23 protein-coding genes are annotated in these 23,713 nt (G+C 48.2%); 16 read left to right on the plus strand and 7 right to left on the minus strand.

Going from position 1 to position 23,713, the window contains the following annotated elements; genetic code table 11:
- Positions 1-5: 5 nt before the first annotated feature.
- Positions 6-1,301: a phytoene desaturase family protein gene (locus tag ACKKE8_RS11160; RefSeq protein ID WP_409178219.1), complete on the plus strand. Its 1,296-nt coding sequence runs from the start codon at positions 6-8 to the stop codon at positions 1,299-1,301.
- Positions 1,302-1,408: 107 nt separating this feature from the next.
- On the opposite strand, the gene ACKKE8_RS11165 is transcribed toward ACKKE8_RS11160, so the two are convergent.
- On the minus strand, positions 1,409-2,221 hold the full coding sequence (locus ACKKE8_RS11165; RefSeq protein ID WP_409178220.1) for a serine hydrolase: 813 nt from the start codon (positions 2,219-2,221) through the stop codon (positions 1,409-1,411).
- A gap of 111 nt (positions 2,222-2,332) precedes the next feature.
- Here ACKKE8_RS11165 and ACKKE8_RS11170 point away from each other — a divergent pair, with 111 nt between their 5' ends.
- The 5 genes from ACKKE8_RS11170 (at position 2,333) to ACKKE8_RS11190 (ending at position 6,701) form a co-directional block, all read left to right on the plus strand.
- The gene (locus tag ACKKE8_RS11170; RefSeq protein ID WP_409178221.1) at positions 2,333-3,958 is read left to right on the plus strand and encodes a peptide ABC transporter substrate-binding protein; all 1,626 of its coding nucleotides are present in this window, start codon (positions 2,333-2,335) and stop codon (positions 3,956-3,958) included.
- A 27-nt stretch (positions 3,959-3,985) separates the two neighbouring features.
- A complete protein-coding gene (locus ACKKE8_RS11175; protein WP_409178222.1) occupies positions 3,986-4,723 on the plus strand; it encodes a gamma-glutamyl-gamma-aminobutyrate hydrolase family protein in 738 nt (245 codons plus the stop codon).
- A 212-nt stretch (positions 4,724-4,935) separates the two neighbouring features.
- The gene (locus ACKKE8_RS11180) at positions 4,936-5,376 is read left to right on the plus strand and encodes a peroxiredoxin (RefSeq protein WP_409178223.1); all 441 of its coding nucleotides are present in this window, start codon (positions 4,936-4,938) and stop codon (positions 5,374-5,376) included.
- A gap of 73 nt (positions 5,377-5,449) precedes the next feature.
- On the plus strand, positions 5,450-6,502 hold the full coding sequence (locus ACKKE8_RS11185) for a DNA polymerase IV (protein ID WP_409178224.1): 1,053 nt from the start codon (positions 5,450-5,452) through the stop codon (positions 6,500-6,502).
- Positions 6,503-6,515: 13 nt separating this feature from the next.
- Positions 6,516-6,701, plus strand: coding sequence for a hypothetical protein (locus ACKKE8_RS11190; RefSeq protein WP_007727789.1), 186 nt, complete (start codon positions 6,516-6,518; stop codon positions 6,699-6,701).
- A 52-nt stretch (positions 6,702-6,753) separates the two neighbouring features.
- Here ACKKE8_RS11190 and ACKKE8_RS11195 read toward each other — a convergent pair whose 3' ends face one another.
- The 3 genes from ACKKE8_RS11195 to ACKKE8_RS11205 form a co-directional block, all read right to left on the minus strand.
- Positions 6,754-7,200 (minus strand): GNAT family N-acetyltransferase, encoded by a 447-nt coding sequence (locus ACKKE8_RS11195; protein ID WP_409178225.1) that lies wholly within the window; start codon positions 7,198-7,200, stop codon positions 6,754-6,756.
- Positions 7,197-8,414 (minus strand): MFS transporter, encoded by a 1,218-nt coding sequence (locus ACKKE8_RS11200; protein WP_409178226.1) that lies wholly within the window; start codon positions 8,412-8,414, stop codon positions 7,197-7,199. Before ACKKE8_RS11200 ends, ACKKE8_RS11195 begins: the two co-directional genes overlap by 4 nt.
- Before the next feature lie 106 nt (positions 8,415-8,520).
- A complete protein-coding gene (locus tag ACKKE8_RS11205) occupies positions 8,521-9,069 on the minus strand; it encodes a TetR/AcrR family transcriptional regulator (RefSeq protein ID WP_409178227.1) in 549 nt (182 codons plus the stop codon).
- 211 nt (positions 9,070-9,280) lie between these two features.
- Between ACKKE8_RS11205 and ACKKE8_RS11210 the strand changes: the two genes are divergently transcribed.
- The 9 genes from ACKKE8_RS11210 (at position 9,281) to leuS (ending at position 17,304) form a co-directional block, all read left to right on the plus strand.
- Positions 9,281-9,805 (plus strand): YqeG family HAD IIIA-type phosphatase, encoded by a 525-nt coding sequence (locus tag ACKKE8_RS11210; RefSeq protein WP_012685700.1) that lies wholly within the window; start codon positions 9,281-9,283, stop codon positions 9,803-9,805.
- Positions 9,802-10,923 (plus strand): ribosome biogenesis GTPase YqeH, encoded by a 1,122-nt coding sequence (yqeH, locus tag ACKKE8_RS11215; RefSeq protein ID WP_409178228.1) that lies wholly within the window; start codon positions 9,802-9,804, stop codon positions 10,921-10,923. Before ACKKE8_RS11210 ends, yqeH begins: the two co-directional genes overlap by 4 nt.
- 75 nt (positions 10,924-10,998) lie before the next feature.
- Complete coding sequence (locus ACKKE8_RS11220) at positions 10,999-11,850, plus strand: shikimate dehydrogenase (RefSeq protein WP_409178229.1); 852 nt, start codon at positions 10,999-11,001, stop codon at positions 11,848-11,850.
- Between the two features lie 30 nt (positions 11,851-11,880).
- Positions 11,881-12,171: a ribosome assembly RNA-binding protein YhbY gene (yhbY, locus tag ACKKE8_RS11225; RefSeq protein WP_007727776.1), complete on the plus strand. Its 291-nt coding sequence runs from the start codon at positions 11,881-11,883 to the stop codon at positions 12,169-12,171.
- 14 nt (positions 12,172-12,185) lie between these two features.
- Positions 12,186-12,779 carry a nicotinate-nucleotide adenylyltransferase gene (locus ACKKE8_RS11230; RefSeq protein ID WP_409178230.1) on the plus strand — a complete coding sequence of 198 codons (594 nt, stop codon included), beginning with the start codon at positions 12,186-12,188 and terminating at the stop codon, positions 12,777-12,779.
- Positions 12,763-13,353, plus strand: a complete 591-nt coding sequence (yqeK, locus tag ACKKE8_RS11235) for a bis(5'-nucleosyl)-tetraphosphatase (symmetrical) YqeK (protein WP_376899559.1) — start codon at positions 12,763-12,765, stop codon at positions 13,351-13,353. The genes ACKKE8_RS11230 and yqeK overlap by 17 nt, the downstream gene beginning before the upstream one ends.
- Positions 13,353-13,709: a ribosome silencing factor gene (gene rsfS / locus ACKKE8_RS11240; protein ID WP_409178231.1), complete on the plus strand. Its 357-nt coding sequence runs from the start codon at positions 13,353-13,355 to the stop codon at positions 13,707-13,709. Before yqeK ends, rsfS begins: the two co-directional genes overlap by 1 nt.
- 6 nt (positions 13,710-13,715) lie before the next feature.
- Complete coding sequence (locus ACKKE8_RS11245; protein ID WP_409178232.1) at positions 13,716-14,465, plus strand: class I SAM-dependent DNA methyltransferase; 750 nt, start codon at positions 13,716-13,718, stop codon at positions 14,463-14,465.
- Positions 14,466-14,886: 421 nt separating this feature from the next.
- Entirely contained in the window at positions 14,887-17,304 is a 2,418-nt protein-coding gene (leuS, locus tag ACKKE8_RS11250) for a leucine--tRNA ligase (protein WP_409178233.1), read from the plus strand.
- Between the two features lie 92 nt (positions 17,305-17,396).
- On the opposite strand, the gene comER is transcribed toward leuS, so the two are convergent.
- The 3 genes from comER to asnB all read right to left on the minus strand — a co-directional run bounded on the left by comER (position 17,397) and on the right by asnB (position 21,054).
- A complete protein-coding gene (gene comER, locus ACKKE8_RS11255; protein ID WP_409178234.1) occupies positions 17,397-18,230 on the minus strand; it encodes a late competence protein ComER in 834 nt (277 codons plus the stop codon).
- A 74-nt stretch (positions 18,231-18,304) separates the two neighbouring features.
- The gene (locus ACKKE8_RS11260; protein ID WP_409178235.1) at positions 18,305-19,009 is read right to left on the minus strand and encodes a helix-hairpin-helix domain-containing protein; all 705 of its coding nucleotides are present in this window, start codon (positions 19,007-19,009) and stop codon (positions 18,305-18,307) included.
- Positions 19,010-19,128: 119 nt separating this feature from the next.
- Positions 19,129-21,054, minus strand: coding sequence for an asparagine synthase (glutamine-hydrolyzing) (asnB, locus tag ACKKE8_RS11265; protein WP_409178236.1), 1,926 nt, complete (start codon positions 21,052-21,054; stop codon positions 19,129-19,131).
- Between the two features lie 204 nt (positions 21,055-21,258).
- Here asnB and ACKKE8_RS11270 point away from each other — a divergent pair, with 204 nt between their 5' ends.
- Positions 21,259-23,661, plus strand: a complete 2,403-nt coding sequence (locus tag ACKKE8_RS11270; RefSeq protein ID WP_409179100.1) for a DNA internalization-related competence protein ComEC/Rec2 — start codon at positions 21,259-21,261, stop codon at positions 23,659-23,661.
- The last annotated feature ends 52 nt before the right edge of the window (positions 23,662-23,713 follow it).

The following is a 23,713-nucleotide window of genomic DNA, read 5'->3' on the forward strand; positions in this document are numbered from 1 at the left end:
TGTGTATGACAACCAATCACTATGACGTTGTTATTGTAGGTGCAGGACTTGCTGGTCTTTCCAGTGCCGCCTACCTGTCGTCGAAAGGCAAAAAAGTTGCAGTTTTGGAACGCGGTCAATTGGGTGGACGTGCCGTTACACTGAAGATCAAAGGATTTAACTTCAACTTCGGTGCCCACGCCATTTATGCTCGCGACAGCTCCGTTTTGAGAACGTTTGAAAAAGAATTGGGTCTGAACATCGATTGGCAGGATTTCAATCCGACAAAAGCCAAGTACGATATTGGTAGCGATCTGACTGCAGTTCCGGCGAATGTACAAGGACTTTTCCAAACGAAGCTCTTAAAAGGCATGGACAAAGTATTGTTCACGTTTGAGATTTTGAAAACGATGCTAAAAATGGAGAAAGGCCATCCACATATGTCGATTCAAAAGTGGATGGAGAAAAAGCAAGTCAACGAAGAAGTGCGAGAAATGATGTTGACGCTTGCTTCTTCCAACTTCTTCACACGTGAGCCTGAAAAGATTCCTTCTGATGTATTCTTTGCGTACTACAGCCGTTTGTTTACAACGAATAAACCGGTAGCGTATATCGGTGGCGGCTGGCAAGCATTGATCAATGAATTCGTGCGTGTGATTGAAGCAAATCAGGGTACGATTCTGATCAAAACCAAAGTAGAAAAGTTCCAAGTAGAGAATGACCGTGTGGTTGGAGTGGTGACACCGGAGGGCGAATTTACGGCGGATGAATTTATTTGCTGTATTCCGCCGAAGGAGATGGCGAAGGTCTTTGCGGAGACGCGTCTGGAGCATGCGATTGCACAGCATGCTGAATACGAGCCAACGGTTGTTATGGTGTATGACATTGGCTTGAAAGAGCGAATTGACGTACCGTTCTCCTACATCTACGAAAAAGCAAACAATATTTTCATTACCGATATTTCGTATTATGACCGTACTTGTGTACCTGAAGGCGGGCAGTTGCTGCAGGCGACTGCTTACATGCGTCAGGATGAAGTAGGGAACAAGGAAGCGGCCGAAATCCGCAAACAAGAGATTGAAAACCTGTATGACAAGCATTTCCCAGGCTGGCGTGAGCAACTGGTTGTGCCGCGCGTTTCTGCTCGTGCAGTCGTACAGGAGATCAAGTGGACCATGAATCAGAAGCCAATGCCGACTTTTATGCCGGATTACCGCAACCTGTTCTTCGCGGGTGACTGGTGTGAAGGACAAGGCCAGCTATCTGAGCTGTCTTTCTCTAGCGCGATGAACGTTGCCAAGCTGATTTTGGAAAAAGAATAAGTCGATGACGAGCGGGTGTTCCTTTGCGAAAGGAATGCCTGCTTGTTTTTTCTCATGCAACGTTTCAAAGAAAAAAGCCCGCCAATGGAGATGGCAGGCCACATGGATTACGCTTTCTGACTATATACGTGATAAACGAGATTGCCGATTTGCGCCATGACGTCGGCAGCTTCCTTTTGCTCGAGTCCCTTGTTTAAAATGGACAAGGTGACAGCATGAGAACCGATGTAGAGGATGCCGACATCATGCGTAATTTTGGTTACAGAGCCAGTCTTGTTGGCGAATTCCCATTTCGGAATCATCCCGATCACATCACCTTCTGGGTCAGGCAAAAGGAAGGGGATACGGTCACGGTGTTGCTGAGTCTTCAAGATGGCGACCATTTTCAAACAGCTGTCGTAGGAGATCACTTTTCCTGTTGCCAAGTATCGGAGGTGGCTTCCCATGTCTTTTGCCGTCACCTCATTGTAGCCTTCTAATTCGGCTGGGACGACCATGAGCTTGTTGTAGAAGTGACTGTTTGTCATTTCTGTTTTTTGCATCGCGTTGCGAATGCTCTCTGTTCCGACGAGATCAATCATCATGTTCGTCGCTGTATTGTCGCTTTGGATGATCATCAGCGTAACCAGGTCGCGAATCGTAAATTCAGTGCCGGGAGTCATATGCTGAAGAACACCTGCACCGCCAACGAGATCCTCTGCACGCAGCTTGATTTTGTCCTCTAAGGCAAACTTGCCTGCGTACGCCTCTGCAAAAACTGCTGTCATGATCGGGACTTTGATCACACTGGCTGCATAAAAGCGTTGATCTTCGTTGATGGATAAGGTTTCACCGGTTTGCAAATCTTCGAAAAAGATTCCCCATTCCCCTCCGGCGTCCGTGATCAGACTGGATATTTGGGCAAAAAGACTGGATAACATGTAGACCCATCTCCTTTTGTTTCGATGTAGACAAAATTTTCTCAAGATAATATTATTTAGTCATGCTCCTAACAATCAAGAAGAATTATTCCTAAGATGGGGGTTTTGCTGTTGCATAAGTGGAAGAAACTATCATTTTGTGCTGTTTTGTTAACCAGTTTAGCGTTCGCTGGTTGTGGAACACCGCAAGCAAGCACCACGGGGGAGACGACAGGTGCGAAGCAGGAGCAGAGTAGCGCCCCCCAAACGATGCAGGTCAACCTGAATTCTGGTGAGCCAAGCACGATCGACCCTGGACTGGCAGAAGATATCCCTTCGATGTCTGTTGCCCGTGCAGCATTTGATGGCCTCCTGCGCTTGAATGAAAAAGGCGAGCTGAAAGAGGCGGTCGCAGAGAAGTACGAGGTTTCCGCTGATGGTCTCACGTATACCTTCCATCTGCGGGAGTCCAAATGGACCAATGGAGATCCGGTTTCTGCTCACGACTTCGAGTACGCATGGAAACGGGTTCTCGACCCGAAAACCGCATCCGGTTACGCGTACCAGATGTACTATTTGAAAAATGGGCAAGCCTTTAACGCCAACAAGGCAAAAGCCGAAGATGTCGGCGTGAAGGCAACTGATGACAAGACACTGGTTGTTACACTGGAAAACCCGGCACCGTTTTTCCCGGAACTGGTTGCATCTGTCACCTATTTCCCGGTCAACAAAAAAGCGGTTGAGGGCAAAAAAGAGTGGACTTCTAAGCCAGAGACTTACATTACAAACGGGCCATTCAGCTTGAAAAATTGGGAGCACAAATCAAAGATCGAATTCGAAAAGAGCGATTCCTACTGGGATAAGGACGCTGTCAAATTGTCCAAGCTGACCTTGAACATGATCGAGGATGCCAATACGGAGCTGTCGATGTTTGAAAAAGGTGATCTGGATTGGGCAGGCTCACCACTAGGCGATTTGCCATTGGATGCGCTGGATGCTCTGAAAGAATCCGGAAAGATGCAAGCTCAAGCGACAGCGGGTACGTACTGGTACATTTTCAATACGACGCAAAAGCCGTTTGACAACAAAAAGATTCGTCAGGCGTTTGCTACGGCAGTCAATCGTCAGGAAATCTCCGATAATGTCGTACCATACAAGAGCACGCCAGCGACAGGAATTCTCCCGCCAACCATGGCACTCACACCAGAGGGCTACATCAAAGACGGCGATGTAGAGACCGCGAAAAAGCTCTTGGCAGAAGGCATGAAAGAAGCGGGAATCAAAGAGTTGCCACCGATCACGATTGCATACAATACGTCAGAGGTCAATTCACGTATTGCGACGGTCATTCAGGATCAATGGCGAAAAGCATTTGGCATCGAGGTCAAACTGGTTAACAAAGAGAACAAGGTTCACCGCGAAGACATGAAGCAAGGAAACTTCACAATCGGTCGAGGTAGCTGGATTGGCGATTTCAACGATCCGATCAACTTCCTGGAAGTCTTCAAGGGTGGACTGAATACATCCAAATGGGAAAACAAGGAGTTCCTCGATTTGCTCGCCCAATCTGCTAAAGAAGGGGATGTAGCGAAGCGTAAGGAAATCCTCAAGAAAGCTGAACAAATTGTCATGGATGAAATGCCTGCGTTGCCAATCTACTATTTCACCTATGCGTGGGTAAAGCAGGATAGCGTAAAAGATGTGGTAGTAGATGCACTCGGGTTCATCGACTTCAAATACGCTTCCAATCAAAAGTAATCATGAGTCTATGAGGGAGTGACTGGTGTGCGTCCGATCATTGGTGTGGCATGTACGAAAATGTATTTTCCGAAGAACGATCTCGACCAGTTTTTCTATGTAGGTTCAGGCTATGTGAACGGAATTGCGCGCTGTGGCGGTACTCCACTGATCTTGCCACTGCTGACGATTCAGGATGCTCCGTTTCGTGAGATGATCGAATCCCTGGACGGCTTGATTTTGTCCGGTGGTGAAGATCCGGCCCCGCATTTGTACGGCGAAGACCCACTGCAAGGGCTGGGCGATATCAATTACGAAAGAGACATCACGGAGCTTGAGATTATCAAGATTGCGCTGGAGCTGAAAAAGCCAATCCTGGGCATTTGTCGCGGGATGCAAATTTTGAATGTGGCGTGTGGCGGCACTCTCATTCAAGATATCCCGAGCCAAGTACCAGGAGCATTACAGCATGCGCAGAAGGGTTCACGGCAATACGGGGCGCACAAGATTACGCTGCAACCTGGTTTTGTAGCGGATGCCCTCGGAAAGACAGAGGTGCTCGTGAACACCTCTCACCACCAAGCAGTCAAAGACATAGCACCGGGCTTCAAAGTCACAGGATGCGCGGCTGATGGTGTGATTGAGGCGATGGAAAGCCTCGACGGGCTACATGTAGGCGTACAGTGGCATCCAGAACGGATGTGGGCACACGACGACGACATGTTGAAAATTGCCGAGGCATTTGTTGCCCGGGTAAAGCAGTTGAAGCTGCAAGCGACTAAATAGAATAGAAATGCAAGAAACCGTTCTAGGATTGCCCAGAGCGGTTTTTTGCATGCAGGAGAGGCTTCCTAATCTAGTGAAAAAGGGCGTTTCAACCATGTTCGCGCTCATCCCAGATTGCCGAGAACATCGACTATTATCACCTGACAGCCGGGGCTAGTTGCTCTGGCTGTTGAGCTGTACATATTGATATACTTGGCCTAGAGGTGAGGGGAATGTTAAAAGTAGGAACATCGGCTCCCGTTTTTAAAGCAAACAGCACAAAAGGAATCGTAGATCTCCAAACACACATCGGCAAAGAAAATATCGTCCTCATTTTCTATCCGGGAGATGATACCCCGATTTGTACGAAGCAGCTGTGTGCGGTGCAGGAACACTACACCAAAATCGAGCAAGCAAATACAGTCGTTTTTGGCGTCAATCCAGGCGGCATGGACAAGAAACGCTCATTTGCTGATAAGTTCCGCTATGAATTTCCGTTAATCGTGGATGAAGACGAATCGATTCGAAAAGCATATGATGTCGGAAAGGTTCTCGGATTGTTTTTTCAGCAACGCATCGTGTACATCATAGGCAAAAACGGAAATATCATCTACGCCAAAAAAGGAAATCCGCCGGTGTCTGAGCTGCTACAGGTAATCGAAAGCCAAGCATAAGACGTTCTCGCTTGCGTCCGCAGAACAAAACAGGGATAATAGAAATGAGAATGTATGTTTGGTGGGTATCCCTATGAAAAAAATTCTTCACCTGGATATTGACGCGTTTTTTGCGAGTGTAGAGCAGTTAGATCGCCCCGAATTGCGTGGGAAGCCAGTCATTGTCGGGGGAACTGGCAATCGCGGTGTCGTATCGACTTGCAGCTACGAAGCTCGAAAGTTCGGTGTTCGATCCGCAATGCCTGTTGCCATGGCGAGGAAAAAATGTCCGCAAGGCTTTTATTTGCCTGTCCGCTATAGCCGTTATATCGAAAAGTCTGCTGAAGTCAGACAGATATTTACTTCTTATACAGAGCGTTATCAAACAGTGGGTCTAGACGAGGCTTATTTAGACGTGTCCCATTATGAGAATGCGGTACCCATCGCCCGCGATATCAAGAGGCGTATCAAACGGGAGACCGGACTTACTTGCAGCATCGGACTTTCCTACAATATGTCGTTGGCTAAGATTGCCAGTGACTTGAAAAAGCCGGATGCCTTTGTAATCATCCGACCTGAGCAGGCTTTGGATGTGCTGAGGCCGTTGCCAATTGGCACCTTGCATGGAGTCGGCAAAAAGTCGCAGGAGCTGCTCGCGAAAAAGGGGATTGAGACGGTAGAGGATTTTTGGCGGCTTTCACTCGATGAAGCCACTACATTATTTGGGAAGTTCGGTCGTTCCCTCTATTACCGGGCGAGAGGAGAAGACAATCGCGAAATAGAAATGGACCGCGCGCCGAAATCATTGAGCCGCGAAACGACACTGCCCTTTGACTTGTTTGACAGGGATGCGATTGCTCCGATTGCCACCTCCCTTTTGCGCGAGGTCGAAGAGGACATTCGCGAAGAAGGAGTCGAGCCCCAGACGATAACGCTGAAAATCAAGTACGCGGACTTTACCCAACGGACCAAGCAGCTCAAGGCTGTAGCCGGGGCCAATTGGCAGGATCTGTTGGACGATTTGCTCGACGCCTTTGACTATACAGCGGGAGTTCGATTGGTGGGGGTAGGCTTTTCGAATTTTGCCGAACAGCAAGGGGAGAGGTACGAACAGCTCTCCATGTTTTCGTGGAAGCTGGGGAAGTAAGGGAGGGAGAGCGGTGGAGACAGAGAATGCCTTTCATTGCTGTGCGACCTGTATTCATTTTCGCGTGGAGAAAGGTACGGGAGGAGTCAGCTATCGATGTTCGCGTCTAACCTATGAGACACGTCCGGACTATCGATTTCAATGCTGGACTCCGACAGAGAAGGTCAAGAGACTGATGGAAGCACGTAAAAGTCAATGATAGCGACAAAAAGAGGCACCCCCTTCGTCCGTCGACAGAGGAGGTGCCTTATCTACTCATTTGTCAGGTCGAGGATCATCACTTCCTCCGGACCATCCATTTCGCCATTTGAGGTAAACCCGAACGACTCATACAGCTTGCGAGCGAACTCGTTTTCAGGATGAATACTCAAGTAAATGCGCGTACAGCTGTAGCGTCTGCACATTTCTTCAACGAGCACGCGCAGAAACCTTTTGGCGTACCCCTTACCCTGATGGCTACCATCAATCATAAAGCGATCCAGCCAAATTCGGCCATTCTCTACTTCGATTCCGTGCATGGCATAACCGACAGCGATGTCCTTGTCATACAGACCGCATGATATCCATTCCGGTTCAAAACCTGATTGGGCGATGGAAAAAGCGTTGCTCTCGATGAAGGAGTGTTGGCCTTCCGTTACAGTCAAGCAGGCAATTTGGCGCCAATTTTCTTTCGTAATTTCACGAATAGACAAGCTCAAAATTTCATCTCGCTTTCATTGGTGCTTAGACGGGCGGATTTGCTTGCTTTTAATTGGACAAAAAGTAAAATACTGAAGCCGAGGATGGACGCTGCCACGATCAGGAGGGCAGAGGATACTGGCAGTAAATCGGTCAAAACTCCCCCTGCCAGTGGGCCAGCAACCATTCCGATTCCGTGAAACATATTAAAGAGAGAGTATGCCGTGCCGTATGCACCGCTTCCCCCTTGGTCAATAATAGCCCCCAACGTAGCCAAGGTAGGCGATAAGGTAAAGCCAATACTAGCCCCGATCAATGCCATTGCGAGCATTGCCTGCCAGAGGGAGTCCGCCCACGCCAAAAATGGCAGAAACACAGCCAGCATAATGATCCCGCCAAACATGAGCTTATACGGATTCATGCGGCTGGAAAGGGAGCCAGCAACTGGAGCGATCAGTCCGTATGCGAGTGTCATGACGCCAAACAAAAGACCAATCGTTGTCGGCGTCATGCTGAGTTTCTCTGTAAAAAATACGGGCAACGTCGGTTCTAGCAAACAAAGGGAAATCTCAGCTAACAATACGATTCCAGCGATAAAGATGACTTGCGGATTGCGGATGAATCCACCGACATGAAGCTTTTCACTCTCAGTTCTCGTCGCGTCTTCCTTCAAGAACAAGTAGACCAGCACAATGTTGATCACGGTGAAGGCTGCTGCTGCCAGGAAAGGCATGCGATGGTCACTGATTTCAAACAACCATCCGCCAATCGGCGCTCCGAGCAATGTACCGGTCGAAATCGCCGTCAATGCAATTCCCATAACAGCTCCGCGCATTTTGGATGGGAACAAATCCGCCAAGAGGGCAAGGGCAGTTGGCCATGTAGCGGCAGCAGCTATACCTTGAACAAAACGAGCGGTAATCAACATGACCATTGTCTCAGAGAAAGCAAACAATAAAGTGGAAGCAGCGAGCCCGAGCAATCCGATCAAAAGCATGGTACGTCTGCCGACCCGATCAGATATCGGTCCGAAAATCGGCGTGGCGAGGAGCAGCGCTACAGCATAGCTGCTAAACAGCACGCCCATCATGGTGGAGGAGGGCGCAAGCGTTTCTGTAAAATAAGGAACAATCGGAATCAACAAGCTGTACAGCAGCATGTCGATAAAAAGGATCAGGATAACAAATAAAAGTCCTATTCGTTGTTGCTTGGTCATTTGTGTAAAGATGGACATGATGGAACACCTCTTAACTATAAAAACTATTTTTGTTTTATTGGTTTTCTTGCAAAAAACGATATCGTGGTCTTCCAAAGTAAGCGGAACGACCACGAGCAATTTGTTACCTTTTATCCGCTGGTACCAATCCAAACAAGAGGACATCTACAATAGCGGAAAGCGCCTCTGAGACTGTAATCTGGTTTTTCATGTAAAATCGCTGATCGAGTGTTGAATTCAGCGCATCGACAATGACCTTCAGCATGAGCGTGACGTCCATATTGACGATGAGTCCTTCTCGAATCGCTTGCTCGAGAAGGACGCGAAGCGTCTGCCAATCCTCGGATAAAGAAGCCTCGACTTGGGCATATTGCTCAGGATAATATCGCTTCATCTGTTCGAGGATGCGCAAATCATAAAATTCATAGTGTGTCGGTAAAACCATCATGACGCCTTTGATTTTATTGATAAGAGAGAGACTGTCGTCTGCGAGAATTTGCTGTGTTTTTTCATCGCCCTCTTCAAAGGACTGCTGAATGATGGTTTCCAGAATTTCTACCTTAGATGAGAAGTGCTCGTATAACGTGCGTTTGCTGATCCCGAGCCGCTTGGCCAAATCATCCATGGAAAATTTCATGCCTTTATCGCGAATCTCTTCAATAAAACCTTTCATGATCCGGTTTTTAATTGCAATCGCCCCCCAGCCAAAACAGAACAGAAAACTATAAAAACAAAAACAGTTTTCTCAGTCACACCATTTTACACAGGATGACAGAGCAATGCAAGTGGTGATCATGCTTTTTGTTTTGCAACTATGTGGTCGATTATGGTATAGTAGGTGCCGAAATCGCGGTTGATTGCTTCACATCATTTGGAGGTGCCCCGTGTTTTTAGAGAAGCTGATGCCTAGTCAGTTCGTCGAATCAATCCATCACATTGACATAGATCAATTGAAACGAAATAACATCCGTGCGGTGATTACAGACTTGGATAATACCTTGGTGGAATGGGACAGGCCACATGCAACCGAGGAGGTCATCAACTGGCTTGCTCGCATGCATGAGGCAGGCATACAGGTCACTGTTGTCTCCAACAACAACAAGGAGCGTGTAGACCGCTTCTGTGCCCCATTAAATCTCGGGTTTATTTATGCGGCCAAAAAGCCGACAAACCGTGCCTTTTTGCAGGCAGTGAGGCAGATGAATGTAACCATCGCTGAGACTGTTGTCATTGGCGATCAATTGTTTACCGATGTGCTGGGAGGAAATCGATTAGGATTTCATACGATCCTGGTTGTTCCTGTGGCCCAGACGGATGGTTTTTGGACGCGCTTTAATCGTCAGATGGAGCGTGTGGCCCTTATTTGGATGGAGAGGAAAGGAATGGTTTCGTGGAGGAGAAAAGCATGACGGAACAAATGCATGGCTCTTGTGCTGGATGTGGAATTGCCATTCAGATAGCAGATGCAAAAAAGCCTGGCTATGCACCTGAATCCGCGCTTGGCAGAAAGGTAGTCATTTGCCAGCGTTGTTATCGTATCAAGCATTATAATGAAGTAGCTCCCGTAGGAATGGGCGATGACGACTTCCTCAAGATTTTGGATGGCATCGGTTCTACGGAGTCCCTTGTCGTAATGGTAGTCGATATTTTTGACTTCCAAGGCTCCTGGCTCAAGGGTTTGCCACGTTTTGTCGGGAAAAATCCGATTTTGCTCGTGGGTAACAAGGTCGATCTGCTGCCGAGAAACATCAACCTGAACCGCGTACGTAACTGGATGCAGCACGAAGCAAAAGAACGCGGACTGCGCCCAGAGGATGTCGTACTTATCAGCGCGCAAAAAGGGCTTCATATCGATGAACTGTTAAATCGCATCGGAGAGCTGCGCAAAGGTCGAGATGTTTACATTGTCGGTGTAACCAACGTAGGAAAGTCGACCATGATCAATCGCATCTTGCATGACTACGGTGCGGCTGAGCTGGAGATTACGACTTCGCCATTCCCGGGTACGACACTGGACAAAATCGAGATTCCGCTCGAGGATGGCCGATCCATTTTTGATACGCCGGGAATCATTAATCGCGACCAGATTGGACATATGGTATCCCCGACTGATCTGAGAAAGATTACCCCGACCAGCCGGATCAACTCCAAGGTGTATCAGCTCGATGATGGACAATCACTCTTTTTGGGTGGATTAGCCCGTATCGACTTCGTACGCGGAGAGAGACAGCCGTTCATCGTCTATGTCGACAACGACCTGTACATCCACCGGACGAAGCTGGAGAAATCAGACGAGGTGATGCAAAAGCACCATGGAACCTTGCTGGTACCGCCAACAGGGGAGGAAGCTGCGAAAGCACTTCCACCATTTGTGAAGCACACCTTTAAAATCAACAAGTCCACCACGACTACTGACATCGTAATTTCCGGTTTGGGCTGGGTCAGCATCCAAGGAAAACACGAAGCGAGTGTTGTCGTGCATGCACCTAAAGGCGTAAGTGTTGGGATGCGCAAAGGGCTGATCTAGCTTAAGCAAGAAAAGTCGAGTTAGCCTTGCCCCTTGCCATATGCTATAGAGAGACGTCCGGGGAGGAAAAGCTCCATGATTACAAGCAAAACACAACTGGTTGGCCTGTTTGGACATCCAGTTTCCCACTCGCAATCACCGATGATGCACAATACAGCTTTTTCAGAGACCGGGTTGGGATTTGCCTATGCTGCGTTCGATGTTGAACCAGAAAATCTGGAAGATGCAGTCGCGGGTATTCGCGCCTTAGGCTTGAAAGGGATTAACGTCACGATCCCCCACAAGGTTGCTATCATGCCGATGCTGGATGAAATCGATCCGCTCGCCAAACGAATCGGCGCCGTCAATACCGTCGTTTCTCGTGATGGACGCTTGATTGGCTACAACACAGATGGTATGGGCTATGTTCGTTCGCTTGTGGAAGAGACGGGAATCGTTCTTGAAAAGCAAGTGGTAACCATGGTAGGGGCTGGAGGCGCTGCACGTGCAGTGGCGTTTACCTTGGCTGAACAAGGAGTCAAGGAAATTCGCATCATCAATCGTTCCCGGGAAAGAGCCGCCGTATTAGCTGAGCATGTCGGGACGATTGTACCTACGAAAATCGTAGAACAGGGCGAAGGGGCAGCGGCCATCGCAGACTCTTCGCTGTTGATCAATACGACATCGATCGGAATGCTGCCAAACGTACAGGAGACACCTGTGCCAGCAGAATGGCTTCATTCCGGTTTAACCGTTAGCGATCTGATTTATAACCCACTCGAAACGCGTCTGCTCAAAGAAGCGCGTGGCATCGGTGCCACTGTTCATTCCGGAATCGGTATGTTCGTGAATCAAGGTGCACTGGCTTTCGAGCTGTGGACGGGCGAACGAGCACCAACTGAGGTTATGCGTGAGGTCGTCTTGCAACAATTAAAGAAAACAACCTGATTTTGCAGGATGTAAAAGGAGGCATTGCCGATGTTGACTGGCAAGCAAAAGCGCTTTTTGCGCGCAGAAGCACATCATCTCACCCCGATTTTCCAAGTAGGAAAAGGCGGCGTAAACGAAAATATGATTACTCAGATCAAAGAAGCGTTGGAAGTACGTGAATTGATCAAGGTAGCGATTTTGCAAAACAATAATGACGATAAACATCAAGTAGCAGAAGATCTGGCAGCAGGTGCAGGAGCAGAGCTCGTGCAGTTGATCGGCCATACGGTTGTCTTGTACAAAGAGTCCAGGGAGAACAAGACGATCAAGCTGCCATAAGTGACCTGCATGCGATGAGACAGCCAATCAAGCAAGTAGGGATCATGGGAGGAACGTTCGACCCGATTCATTGCGGGCACTTGCTGGCGGCTGAACAAGCCAGAGAGCAAGCGGGCCTGGATGAAGTCTGGTTTATGCCTACACACGTTCCACCGCACAAAAAGAGAGAGAGTCTGACGCTGGCGCATCACCGCTTGCAAATGGTTCAGCTCGCCGTGTCTGATCACGAGGTGTTTCGTGTAACAGATGTGGAGTTCGCAAGAGAAGGTCCATCGTACACCTATGACACGATGTCCCAGCTCATCAGGCAGTTCCCGGATTGCCGTTTTTCCTTTATCATGGGAGGAGATATGGTAAAAATCTTGCCCAAATGGTACCAGTACAAAGAGCTGATTCATATGGTACGATTTATAGGTCTAGCGAGGCCTGGAACTGAACTAGATCGAGAATCGAGCGAGGACGTCACATTTGTGGGGATGCCTGTTTGGGACATTTCCTCTACGATGATTCGCGAGAAGGCAGCTGCCAGAAAAAGCATCCGTTATCTTGTACCTGATGCCGTGGAGCGCTATATAAAGGAGAACCGAATCTATGAGACTTTTGGATAATCGGGAAGAGCTTCTCGTTCGCGTACGGCAACAAATGCATGAAAAACGCTACAAGCACACCCTCGGGGTGGCTGCGTCGGCTCGCGAGCTGGCAGAGAGATTCGGGGCTGATCCTGACAAAGCCGAGCTTGCTGGACTGTTGCACGATTACTGTAAGTGCTGGCCTGTGGAAAAAATGTTCGAGATTCTCGTTCGTCACGATATGCCCACAGAGCTTTTGGAAGGGGAAAAAGAGCTATGGCACGCCTTTGCAGCAGCCATTGTGATCCAGACTGACCTAGGTGTAACGGATGCAGATATTTTACAAGCCGTTCGCTACCATACAACGGGTCGGGCTGGCATGTCCCTGTTAGAAAAAGTCGTCTGTGTGGCAGACTATATAGAACCAAACCGGGTATACCCTGGTGTTGATTTTATTCGCGCCAAAGCCATGCATGATTTGGATGCCGCCCTGGCACTCGCCTTGGGAGGCACAATTCAATTTTTGATAGAGAAGCAAAAGACGGTTTTCCCGTTGACATTGACCGCATATAACGATTTGGTTTCCCGCAAAGGGAGAGAAGGAGGGTTTTGATGGTTAAAACAGTAGAAGATTTGGCTCAGTTGGTTGTGAAGGCAGTAGAGGACAAGAAAGCAGAGAACTTGAAGGTGCTCGATATTAAAAAGCTGTCCGTGATCGCAGACTATTTCATGATTTGCCACGGAAACAACGAGCGTCAAGTACAGGCAATTGTTCGCGAAATTCGTGATCAAGCCCACAAAAACGGCTTTGACGTCCGCGGTATCGAGGGAGCGGATGAAGGTCGCTGGGTACTGGTTGATCTGGGCGATATCGTCATTCACGTTTTCCATCGCGAAGATCGCGAGTTTTACAACCTGGAGCGCCTGTGGAAGGACGCAGAGGAAGTTTCCTTCAGCGCGCAAGGGTAAGGACAGATGGCATACGCACATATGGCCGCTGTATATGACAGGCTGATGGCGGATACTCCATATGACCAGTGGCTCGATTGGGTCGAGCGTCATTGGACAAAGGGAGAGAAGCCTGTGCGGGTCATTGATCTTGGCTGTGGGACTGGCACGATTGCGATCCCACTCGCCAAGCGGGGATACCGTGTTACGGGAGTGGATCTCTCAACAGAAATGCTTGCGATCGCCTATGACAAAATGAGGCAGGAGCAAGTAGAAGTAGCGTGGGTGGAGCAGGATATGCGCGAGCTGTCCTTACCCGAAGCGGATGCGGTTATCTCCTTGTGTGATTCATTGAGCTATCTTACAGAAGAAGCGGATGTGCAGGAAACGTTCAAGCGCGTTTTCGCTCATCTCGCGCCTGGTGGGAGCTTTCTGTTTGATGTGCACAGTCCGTACAAGATGCTGCACATTTTCGGAGACGAGACGTTCACACATGTAGAAGATGAAGTTTCGTACATTTGGCAATGTTTTTGCGACCCGCTGCGACTGGAGATAGAGCATCAGTTAACGTTTTTCATTCGTCAGCCAAACGGATTGTACGAGCGGATGGAAGAAGAGCATTGGCAACGGGCTTACCAGCCTGTCCAACTGATGCGCTGGCTGACAGATGCCGGCTTCACAGATATTGTCATCACCGCTGATTACTCGGATATGCCGCCACAAGAAGCGAGTGAGCGCCTATTTTTTTCAGCCCGCAAGCCGAAAAGTTTGACATGATTGGTTCGGATTGACTATAATGGCGTTATAACTACAAATTTCGACGCGTTTAAGAGGAATAGTAGGAATAGGATTCGAGCATTCACAGAGAGTTGACGGATGGTGCAAGTCAACCCGGATCTATCTGAACTCACCTCCCAGCACTTGCCCCCAAGGTCATTCAAACAATGACTGCGTAAGGGTGAGCGGCTTATCCCCGATACGGATGAAACAAGTGGGTGAATGCATGTCATTTGCCAATCTGGGTGGTACCGCGGGAATGTTAAATAACCTCTCGTCCCTTTCGCAAGAGCGATATGGGATGTGAGGTTTTCTTTATATTATCGGAAAATATTCCGCTAATACGCGATCGCTCATCCTTGAGCAATCCTCGATAGAGGTTTTCGTATTTTCACCTATTTTAAGATGGGAGTGCTTTACCATGGTATTCAGTCATCAAAATGTCGAAAAGAAGTGGCAGCAATATTGGGAGCAGAACAAGACCTTCAAAACCTCCGAGGATGAAGGTAAGAAAAAGTTTTACGCACTCGACATGTTCCCGTATCCATCTGGAGCTGGCCTGCACGTAGGGCATCCGGAAGGCTATACGGCTACTGATATTTTGTCCCGCATGAAGCGGATGCAAGGATATAACGTTCTCCATCCAATGGGCTGGGATGCGTTTGGTTTGCCAGCGGAGCAATATGCGCTCGATACAGGAAACGATCCGGCGGAATTCACCGAGCATAATATCAACACCTTCCGTCGCCAGATTAAGTCACTCGGATTTTCCTACGACTGGGATCGCGAAATCAATACGACTGATCCGAATTATTACAAGTGGACACAATGGATTTTTACGAAGCTGTATGAGCACGGCTTGGCTTATATTGACGAGGTAGCTGTAAACTGGTGCCCTGCTTTGGGGACGGTTTTGGCGAACGAAGAAGTCATTGACGGGAAAAGTGAGCGTGGCGGACACCCAGTAGAACGCCGCCCAATGAAGCAATGGGTCTTGAAAATTACTGCGTATGCGGAAAGACTCTTGGCTGACCTGGATGAACTGGATTGGCCAGAGAGCATCAAGGAAATGCAACGCAACTGGATCGGTCGTTCTGAAGGGGCAGAAGTAACCTTTGGTATCGAAGGTCATGACCAATCCTTTACCGTCTTTACGACTCGTCCAGACACTCTCTACGGAGCAACTTATGCGGTATTGGCTCCTGAGCACAAGCTGGTTGAGCAAATTACCGTACCAGCTCAGAAAGAAGCAGTGGAAGCGTACCTGGATCAAGCGAAGCACAAGAGCGATCTGGAGCGTACCGATCTGGCGAAAGAAAAGACAGGAGTATTTACCGGAGCGTATGCGATCAACCCGGTTAACGGCGAGCGTCTGCCAATCTGGATTGCGGATTACGTGCTGATCAGCTACGGAACAGGCTCCATCATGGCGGTTCCAGCGCATGATGAACGCGACTATGAGTTCGCGAAAACATTCGATCTGCCAATCAAGCAAGTAATTGCTGGTGGAGATATCTCCAAAGAAGCGTATGCAGGCGACGGAGAGCACATCAACTCCGGCATGCTCGATGGTTTGAACAAAGAACAGGCGATCAGCAAAATGATCGAGTGGCTGGAGAAGGAAGGCAAAGGAAATCGCAAAGTAACATTCCGTCTGCGCGACTGGCTGTTTAGCCGTCAACGCTACTGGGGTGAGCCAATTCCGATTCTCCATCTGGAAGACGGCACGATGAAAGTCGTTCCAGAATCCGAACTGCCAATCGTATTGCCAAAAACAAAAGAAATCAAACCATCCGGTACAGGTGAATCGCCATTGGCAAACATCACGGAGTGGGTGAATACAGTCGATCCGGAAACAGGCATGAAAGCACGCCGTGAGACTAACACCATGCCACAATGGGCGGGTAGCTGCTGGTACTTCCTGCGCTTCATCGATCCACACAATGACAAGGCATTGGCTGATCCAGATAAACTGAAAGAATGGCTGCCAATCGACATTTACATTGGTGGTGCAGAGCATGCGGTACTGCACTTGCTCTACTCTCGCTTCTGGCACAAGTTCCTGTACGATATCGGTGTCGTACCAACCAAGGAACCATTCCAAAAGCTGTATAACCAAGGGATGATCCTGGGTGAAAACAACGAGAAAATGAGTAAGTCCAAAGGCAACGTCGTAAACCCAGACGATATCATCAACAGCCATGGTGCCGACACACTGCGTATGTACGAAATGTTCATGGGACCACTGGATGCTTCGATCGCTTGGTCGACAAAAGGCTTGGATGGCTCACGCCGCTTCCTGGATCGCGTATACCGTCTGTTTGTGGGTGACAACGGTGAGCTGAACGAAAAAATCGTGGAAACCTCCAACGTGGCTGGCATGGAGCGCGTGTACCACCAAACGGTGAAAAAAGTAACAGAAGACTACGAGGGCCTGCGTTTCAATACAGGTATTTCTCAGCTGATGGTATTCGTAAACGAAGCCTACAAAGCAGAAGTTCTGCCGAAGAAATTCATGGAGGACTTTGTAAAAATGCTGTCTCCAATCGCTCCGCACTTGGGTGAAGAGCTGTGGGAAAAACTGGGACACAGCGAGAGCCTGGCATACGAAGCATGGCCTACGTATGACGAAGCGAAGCTGGTTGAAGACGAGGTAGAAATCGTCCTGCAAATTAACGGCAAAAATAAAGAGAAGCTGCTCATCGCTTCTGATTCGACTAAAGAACAGATGGAAGAGATGGCGAAAAACAACGAGATGATTAAAGAACTGATCGAAGGAAAAACGATCGTCAAAGTCATCGCTGTTCCAGGCAAACTGGTGAATATCGTCGTTCGTTAAGCAGAATTAGGCAAGAAATGAAAAGAGGAGTGGAGCCTGTGAGTGACAGGTGTCCACTCCTTTTTTTACAGATATCGCTTCTTCGTCTTTCGCTAATGCGGCTGATTGCTCAAATTTCGTGCAACCAGTTCCTGATCCTCGGCAAACTTCGCTTGTGTGCGACGAAATACTTGGGCGAAAAGACCGGGAATACCATCTTGCAAAGGAATAAGACCTTCCCCAGTAATTCCACCGGGCACGCAGACCCTCTTTTGCAGAGTAGGTAGGGTGAATGCTTCTTCGCGTAAAAGATCTGCCATCCCAATTAACATTTCCGCGGTCATGTAGGTAGCAGCTTCTGCGGAAATGCCAGTTTCTTCAACAGCTTCTTGAATCATTTGCTGCAAAATATAGCTGATAAACGCTGGCCCACAACTGACAATGTCAGAAGAAATTCGTAAAAAAGGCTCCGAAATCTCAATAGGGGAGCTAATGTGGGCAAACAGACTTCGTATAAAATGACGTTGTTCCTCTTGGATACGTGATCCAAATTCACATAAGCTGACACCACTCATTACGGCATTTGTTATAGAAGGAACGACTCTGGCAACGGCGCATGGAACTTGAGACTCTAAATCCGCAAGCTTGATTGGACTGGTGATTGTAATCAATAGGTGGTCTGGCGTCAAGGCGGGAGCAATTTGTTCGAGCATCACGCTATATTCCAGTGGCTTGACGCACAGTACGATCGTTGCAGCTTCTTTGACCAAATCGGCATTGTTGTGCGCGACAATGAGCCCGGGATGTTTTGCTGCCAGTTGCTGCGCCTTCGAAAGGGTTCTGTTGCTGATAATGACATGACCAGGAGTCAGCGCTTTGGCTGACAGCAATGATTCAATCAAGATACTGCCCATGCTGCCCGTACCAATGAACCCAATTCTATTCATGGGCATACCTCCCTCCGATATTCTTTTCCCATTCTATGTAGGAGTGCCTATGATCATGACCGGATGCTGAGCACTTATTGTACCACCAGCCGATCCTTTATCCGTGCAAACATCTTCTCGCCAATTCCCTCAATCTGTTTCAGGTCATCCGCTGAACGAAATAGCCCTTGTTTTGACCGGTAATCCACGATTGCCTTGGCACGCGCTTCTCCAATCCCGGGAAGGCTCATGAGCTCTTCGACAGTTGCCGTGTTGAGATTAATGGCTGAAGAGGTACCAGTGGTGGATACGCTGGCAGCAGATTGTACAAGGCCAATGGATGCGGAGGCTGGCGCTGCTGCCCCTTTAGCAGGGATGACTAAAGCAGCTCCATCTGTGAGCGGCGCTGCCAAATTGATTTGGACAAGGTCAGCATCAGGCAGTGCTCCTCCTGCTTTTTCGATGGCATTTGCGACACGCGTACCTGGTTCGAATTGATATAAACCGGGATTTTTCACCTGCCCTTTCACATCGACATAGAGAGGAGGGGGGAGTGCTTCTTTTTCTTTATCTTTTTCCGGTGTCGTTTTTACAGGCTTGGCAGGTTGAGCAGTTGCTGAATCATCTGTCAGTTCTTTTGTTTCAAGATTCGATGCTGCATAAGCTGGAGAATGCAACGGTAGTTCGTCAGTCTTATGCGATTGGTCGCGTTGATATAACCAATAGCTACAACCGACAAACAGAACAGCCGCAGTCAGCAAGATGAAACGACGATAACGCTCCCACCACTCCAGCACCATAACAAAAAAACCTCCCGTCCTTCACATAGCGATACGTTCATAGAGAGAACTTGTTCTCTATTAACGATGCTACGAAAAGTAAGAGAGGGTCTGCAAATCTATTTATTGCGTTCTCGCTGTTAGCCGATATGCTGCAGCGAATTTTTTTTGCGGCGAAGGTCTACATTCGGGCTGACATAAGGCTCAAAATTGTGTTTTTGCTCAATGAAGATTTGATGCCACAGCATGAAGACCAGGATCGTCCAGATCTTGCGGCTGTAATCCGCATTGCCTTCGCGGTGTTCATCGAGCATGTACAGCACATAGGCCTTATTGATCAAGTTATCCACCTTGGATTCAAAAATGATCTCTTTTGCCCATTTGTAAAATTCGTTTTTGAGCCAATGACGAGTCGGAACAGGGAAGCCCAGCTTCTTTCTCGTTTGAATTTCAGGTGGTAAGAAGTCTTTCATCGCTTCACGAAGCACGTGCTTGGTCGTGCCGTTGGCAATTTTGTACTTCGTTGGAATGGTAGCGGCGAATTCAAATACCTTCAGATCAATGAAAGGCACTCGCAACTCCAAAGAATTGGCCATCGTCATCTTGTCGGCCTTCATCAAAATGTTGCCTCTGAGCCAAGTGTGAATGTCCAAGTATTGCATCTTGGTTACATCGTCATATTCGGAAGCGCGCTTGTAAATCTCTTCTGTAATGGTGAAAGGAGAAACATACGATTCCGAACGGGTAATATCATCCATGACGACACGCTTTTTCATCTCTTCGCTGAAAATCAGTGCGTTTCCGAAGAAGCGTTGCTCAACCGTTTTCGATCCACGGATGAGGAAGTTTTTCCCTTTTACCTGATCGGGGAGGCGTTCTGCCATGTATCCAATGGATTGGCGCATCCAGCCAGGCATCCCGGAAAACATTTTGAGAGAATGAGGCTCTCTGTAAATATTGTATCCGCCGAAAAATTCATCTGCACCTTCACCAGACAATACAACGGTTACGTGCTCACTTGCCATCTGTGCTACGAAATAGAGCAGGATGGCAGATGGGTCCGCTACCGGTTCGTCCTGATGCCAGATGAGCCGTGGCAATTCATCCATGTACTGCTTGGCGTTTATCACGCGCTCGAAATGCTCCGATCCCAAATACGCGGCGGTTCGCTTCGCATAATCGAGCTCGCTGTAACCTGGAATATCCGAGCCGACAGAAAAAGATTTGACTGGCTCGAATGTGCGCAACATCCCAACGATACTGCTAGAGTCAACCCCACTAGACAAGAAGGCTCCACGAGAAACTTCACTAATCCGGTGTTTGTCGACAGATTCGAGCATGACACTGCGCGTACCCTCAACAAAATAAGAGAACGGCTTGCTTTCATCGGGCTTGAATTCTACATCCCAGTACCTTTCCAGCTTGATCTGGTCGTTTTCAATCACGAACGAGTGCGCAGGCGGTATACGGTAAATACCAGCAAACATCGTTTCAGGATCAGGTACGTATTGGAACGTCAAATAGTGATAAAAAGCGGTTGGATTCACTTCACGCTTGAATCCTGGTATCTCCAGCAAGCTTTTAATCTCGCTGGATACCCCGATTGAATCATTCGTCTCGACATAATAGAGAGGCTTGATTCCAAAATGGTCGCGTGCCCCAAACAAACGTTTTTTACGGGAGTCGTAAATCGTAAAGCCAAACATCCCGCGCAAATGCTTAGGTGCATCTGTTCCTACCTCTTCATAAAGGTGGAGGATGGTTTCAATATCAGAATCGGTATGGAAAACGTGACCGATGTCCTTTAACCATTGCTGTAGCTCTTTGTAATTGTAGATTTCACCGTTACCAATAATCCAGATGTCACGTGTTTCGTTAAACAGCGGTTGATGTCCGCCTTCCACGTCAATGATGCTTAAACGACGAAAGCCCAGGGCGATGTTGTCTTCAAGGTGAAAACCATCGTCATCTGGACCACGGTGCAGGATGACACCTGTCATTGCACTAATCGCTTCTTGTTGAACAGGCATTTGCCGCTTGTTATAGAGTGATACGATTCCGCACATAAGAAATGACTCTTCCTCTCACTGGATTGCTCCTGCTAACTCTATCATGTATCGATCATCAGTGCAATCTCTTATGAATGCCAGTGATTGACCTCGAAAACGCTGATTCTACAAGGGAATTAGCCTTTCTTCTTTTCTATTTTTGTCCCCAATCGGTTAGATATACTCCCTTAGGAGACCATGAATCGTTCGACAAAACGGTTCATGAAAGAACAGGACGGGGGAATTGGAGTGTCAGTTTGGATAGCAAGTCTAGCGATGATGATCGGCCTCATTCTGTCCGCCTATTTGCATCCTGCTTGGCTGCTGCTGGCTACAGGCGTATCATGGGCACTCGTTGCATGTATCCCGCTGCCATACCGCAAATTCGTTGCATGCTACTCACTGATTACTATTCTAGCAGGTCTCTTTTTTTATGGGTACGAGAATCTCCACGGCACTGAAGTGAAAGCATTGGCAGAAAGCGAGCAGAGCATCTGGATAGAAGGTGTCATAGATTCACCTGTTAGACGGGACGGAGATGTAGCACGATTTTTTGTCACGATAACATCCTGGGGTGAAAATCAGCCTGATCAGAACGAGCATCGCTCTCTGGAAAAAATCGCGCTTCGTGTTAAACTTGCTTCTTTTCAGGAAGCAGCACAAATAGAGCAGTGGAGACGTGGCAGTGTTATCGTAGCTCCGATCCGACTATCCTTACCAGCTACTGCGCGCAATCCCCATGCCTTCGACTACGCCAGCTATTTGTATTGGCAAGGTGTCCATGTCACAGGGGAAACAAGCTATCAAGCGGTTGATATGGTACCTGCTTTTTCCGTGTCGGCGAGCTTTCAAGTATGGCAGGACTCGGGTGCCAAGCGAATTGATTCATTATTTACAGATCCAGAAACAGCGGGCTACATGAAGTCGCTGCTGCTTGGTCTTGGACAAGAGGTGAACCCTGAGCTTGCGGCCATGTATTCGAATTTGGGCTTAAGTCATATCCTCGCGATTTCCGGTTTGCATGTGACATTGGTTAGCTCCATGTTTATGTGGTGTTTGGAACGGATTGGTATCAGACGCAGGCTCGCATTTGTCGTAACGATTTTGTTTTTGATCGGGTATGTACTTCTGGTGGGAGCCAGCGCGTCCGCGATCCGATCGGGGTTGATGGGGAGTGTGGGTCTTCTCTGTCAAGTATTTGGAAAGAGGTTGGACGGCAAGGACGTCTGGGCAGGTGCACTCATCCTGATGCTGGTGGTGAATCCTTATCAGCTGTGGCATGTAGGCTTTCAGCTTTCCTTTGCGGTGACGCTTGGTCTGATTATTTTTGTGCCATACAGCTTGCATGTGTTTGTGCGGGTACCCGTCTGGATTCGTACACTTGTGGCGGTTACTTTGTCAGCTCAGCTCGTTTCTTTTCCGTTTCTCATCTACCATTTTCATTTGTTTTCACCAGTGTCTTGGCTGGTCAATTTGGTAGTGACACCGATTCTCTCGGCTATAGCGCTACCGTTCGGGTATATTGCGATTGTCCTCGATTTCGTCCATCCATTTTTGGCAGTAATCCCTGTTTGGGTATCGACGGCTATGTTGAAATGGATTCATCTCCCGTTGTTTGCCATTGAAAAAATGAGGCTCCCTTTCACATATTGGCCGCATCCTTCGTGGTGGTGGCTTGTTTTGTATACCTGCTTTTTAGTTGTTCTGCCCATTTCATGGAAGTTGGGCTATCATCGAAAGCGTGATATAATGCTTACTTTCGTTATATTTCTGTTGTTCATTGTTGCGGCCAGACAGCCGTTTTCAGGAGTCGAAGAAGTGCGAATTACCTTCCTTGATGTCGGACAAGGGGATTCCATCGTTGTCGAAATTGGTGATGAGAAGGTATACTTAATGGATGCGGGTGGGACAATGCGGTTCCCAGCTGCTGAACCATGGATGGAAAAGCGTGACCCATTTGAGGTGGGGAAAGACGTCGTTCTGCCGTTTCTGATGGCAAGAGGAATCGAAAAAATCGACCGTGTCGTCATGACGCATGGCGATCTGGATCACATCGGGGGAGTAAAATCACTCGTTCCTCATTTTTCTTTTGGAGAGGTATTGGTAAATGGGACAGCACCATCCAAATTGGAGGGCGAGATTGTCCAGCTTTTTCAACAAGAAGGAGTTCCGATTGTAACCGGGCTCCCGGGTCAATCTTGGTCAGATGGGCCGGGAATCGAGTGGAAGTGGCTTCACCCGGGTGAAACGACCTTCTCAGGAAATGATGCATCCGTAGTACTCCAGCTTACTGCTTTCAACAAGACTGTATTGTTTACGGGTGACATTGAAAAGGATGGGGAAAGTCAGCTTGTTCAAAACGGTTTGACTTCCGTGGATGTTTTGAAAGTAGCCCATCATGGAAGCAATACCTCGAGTACCGAAGAGCTCCTTGCAGTCACAGCACCAAAAGCTGCTGTCATCTCTGCCGGGGTGAAAAATCGGTACGGGCATCCATCGTCCGAAGTGCTGCATCGCTTAAAAAAATCGGGTTCCGCCGTGTACAGGACTGATACTCATGGAGCGATTACGCTGGTTATTACACCTGCGGGATTATATTGGCAGACCCAAATATTGGATACATAAACTGTTTGCAACTTTTTCAATGAGCGAACCGTCTGTAGGGGGGAGAAGAGAA

It is taken from the genome of Brevibacillus fortis, assembly GCF_046196545.1.
Lineage (GTDB): Bacteria > Bacillota > Bacilli > Brevibacillales > Brevibacillaceae > Brevibacillus > Brevibacillus fortis_A.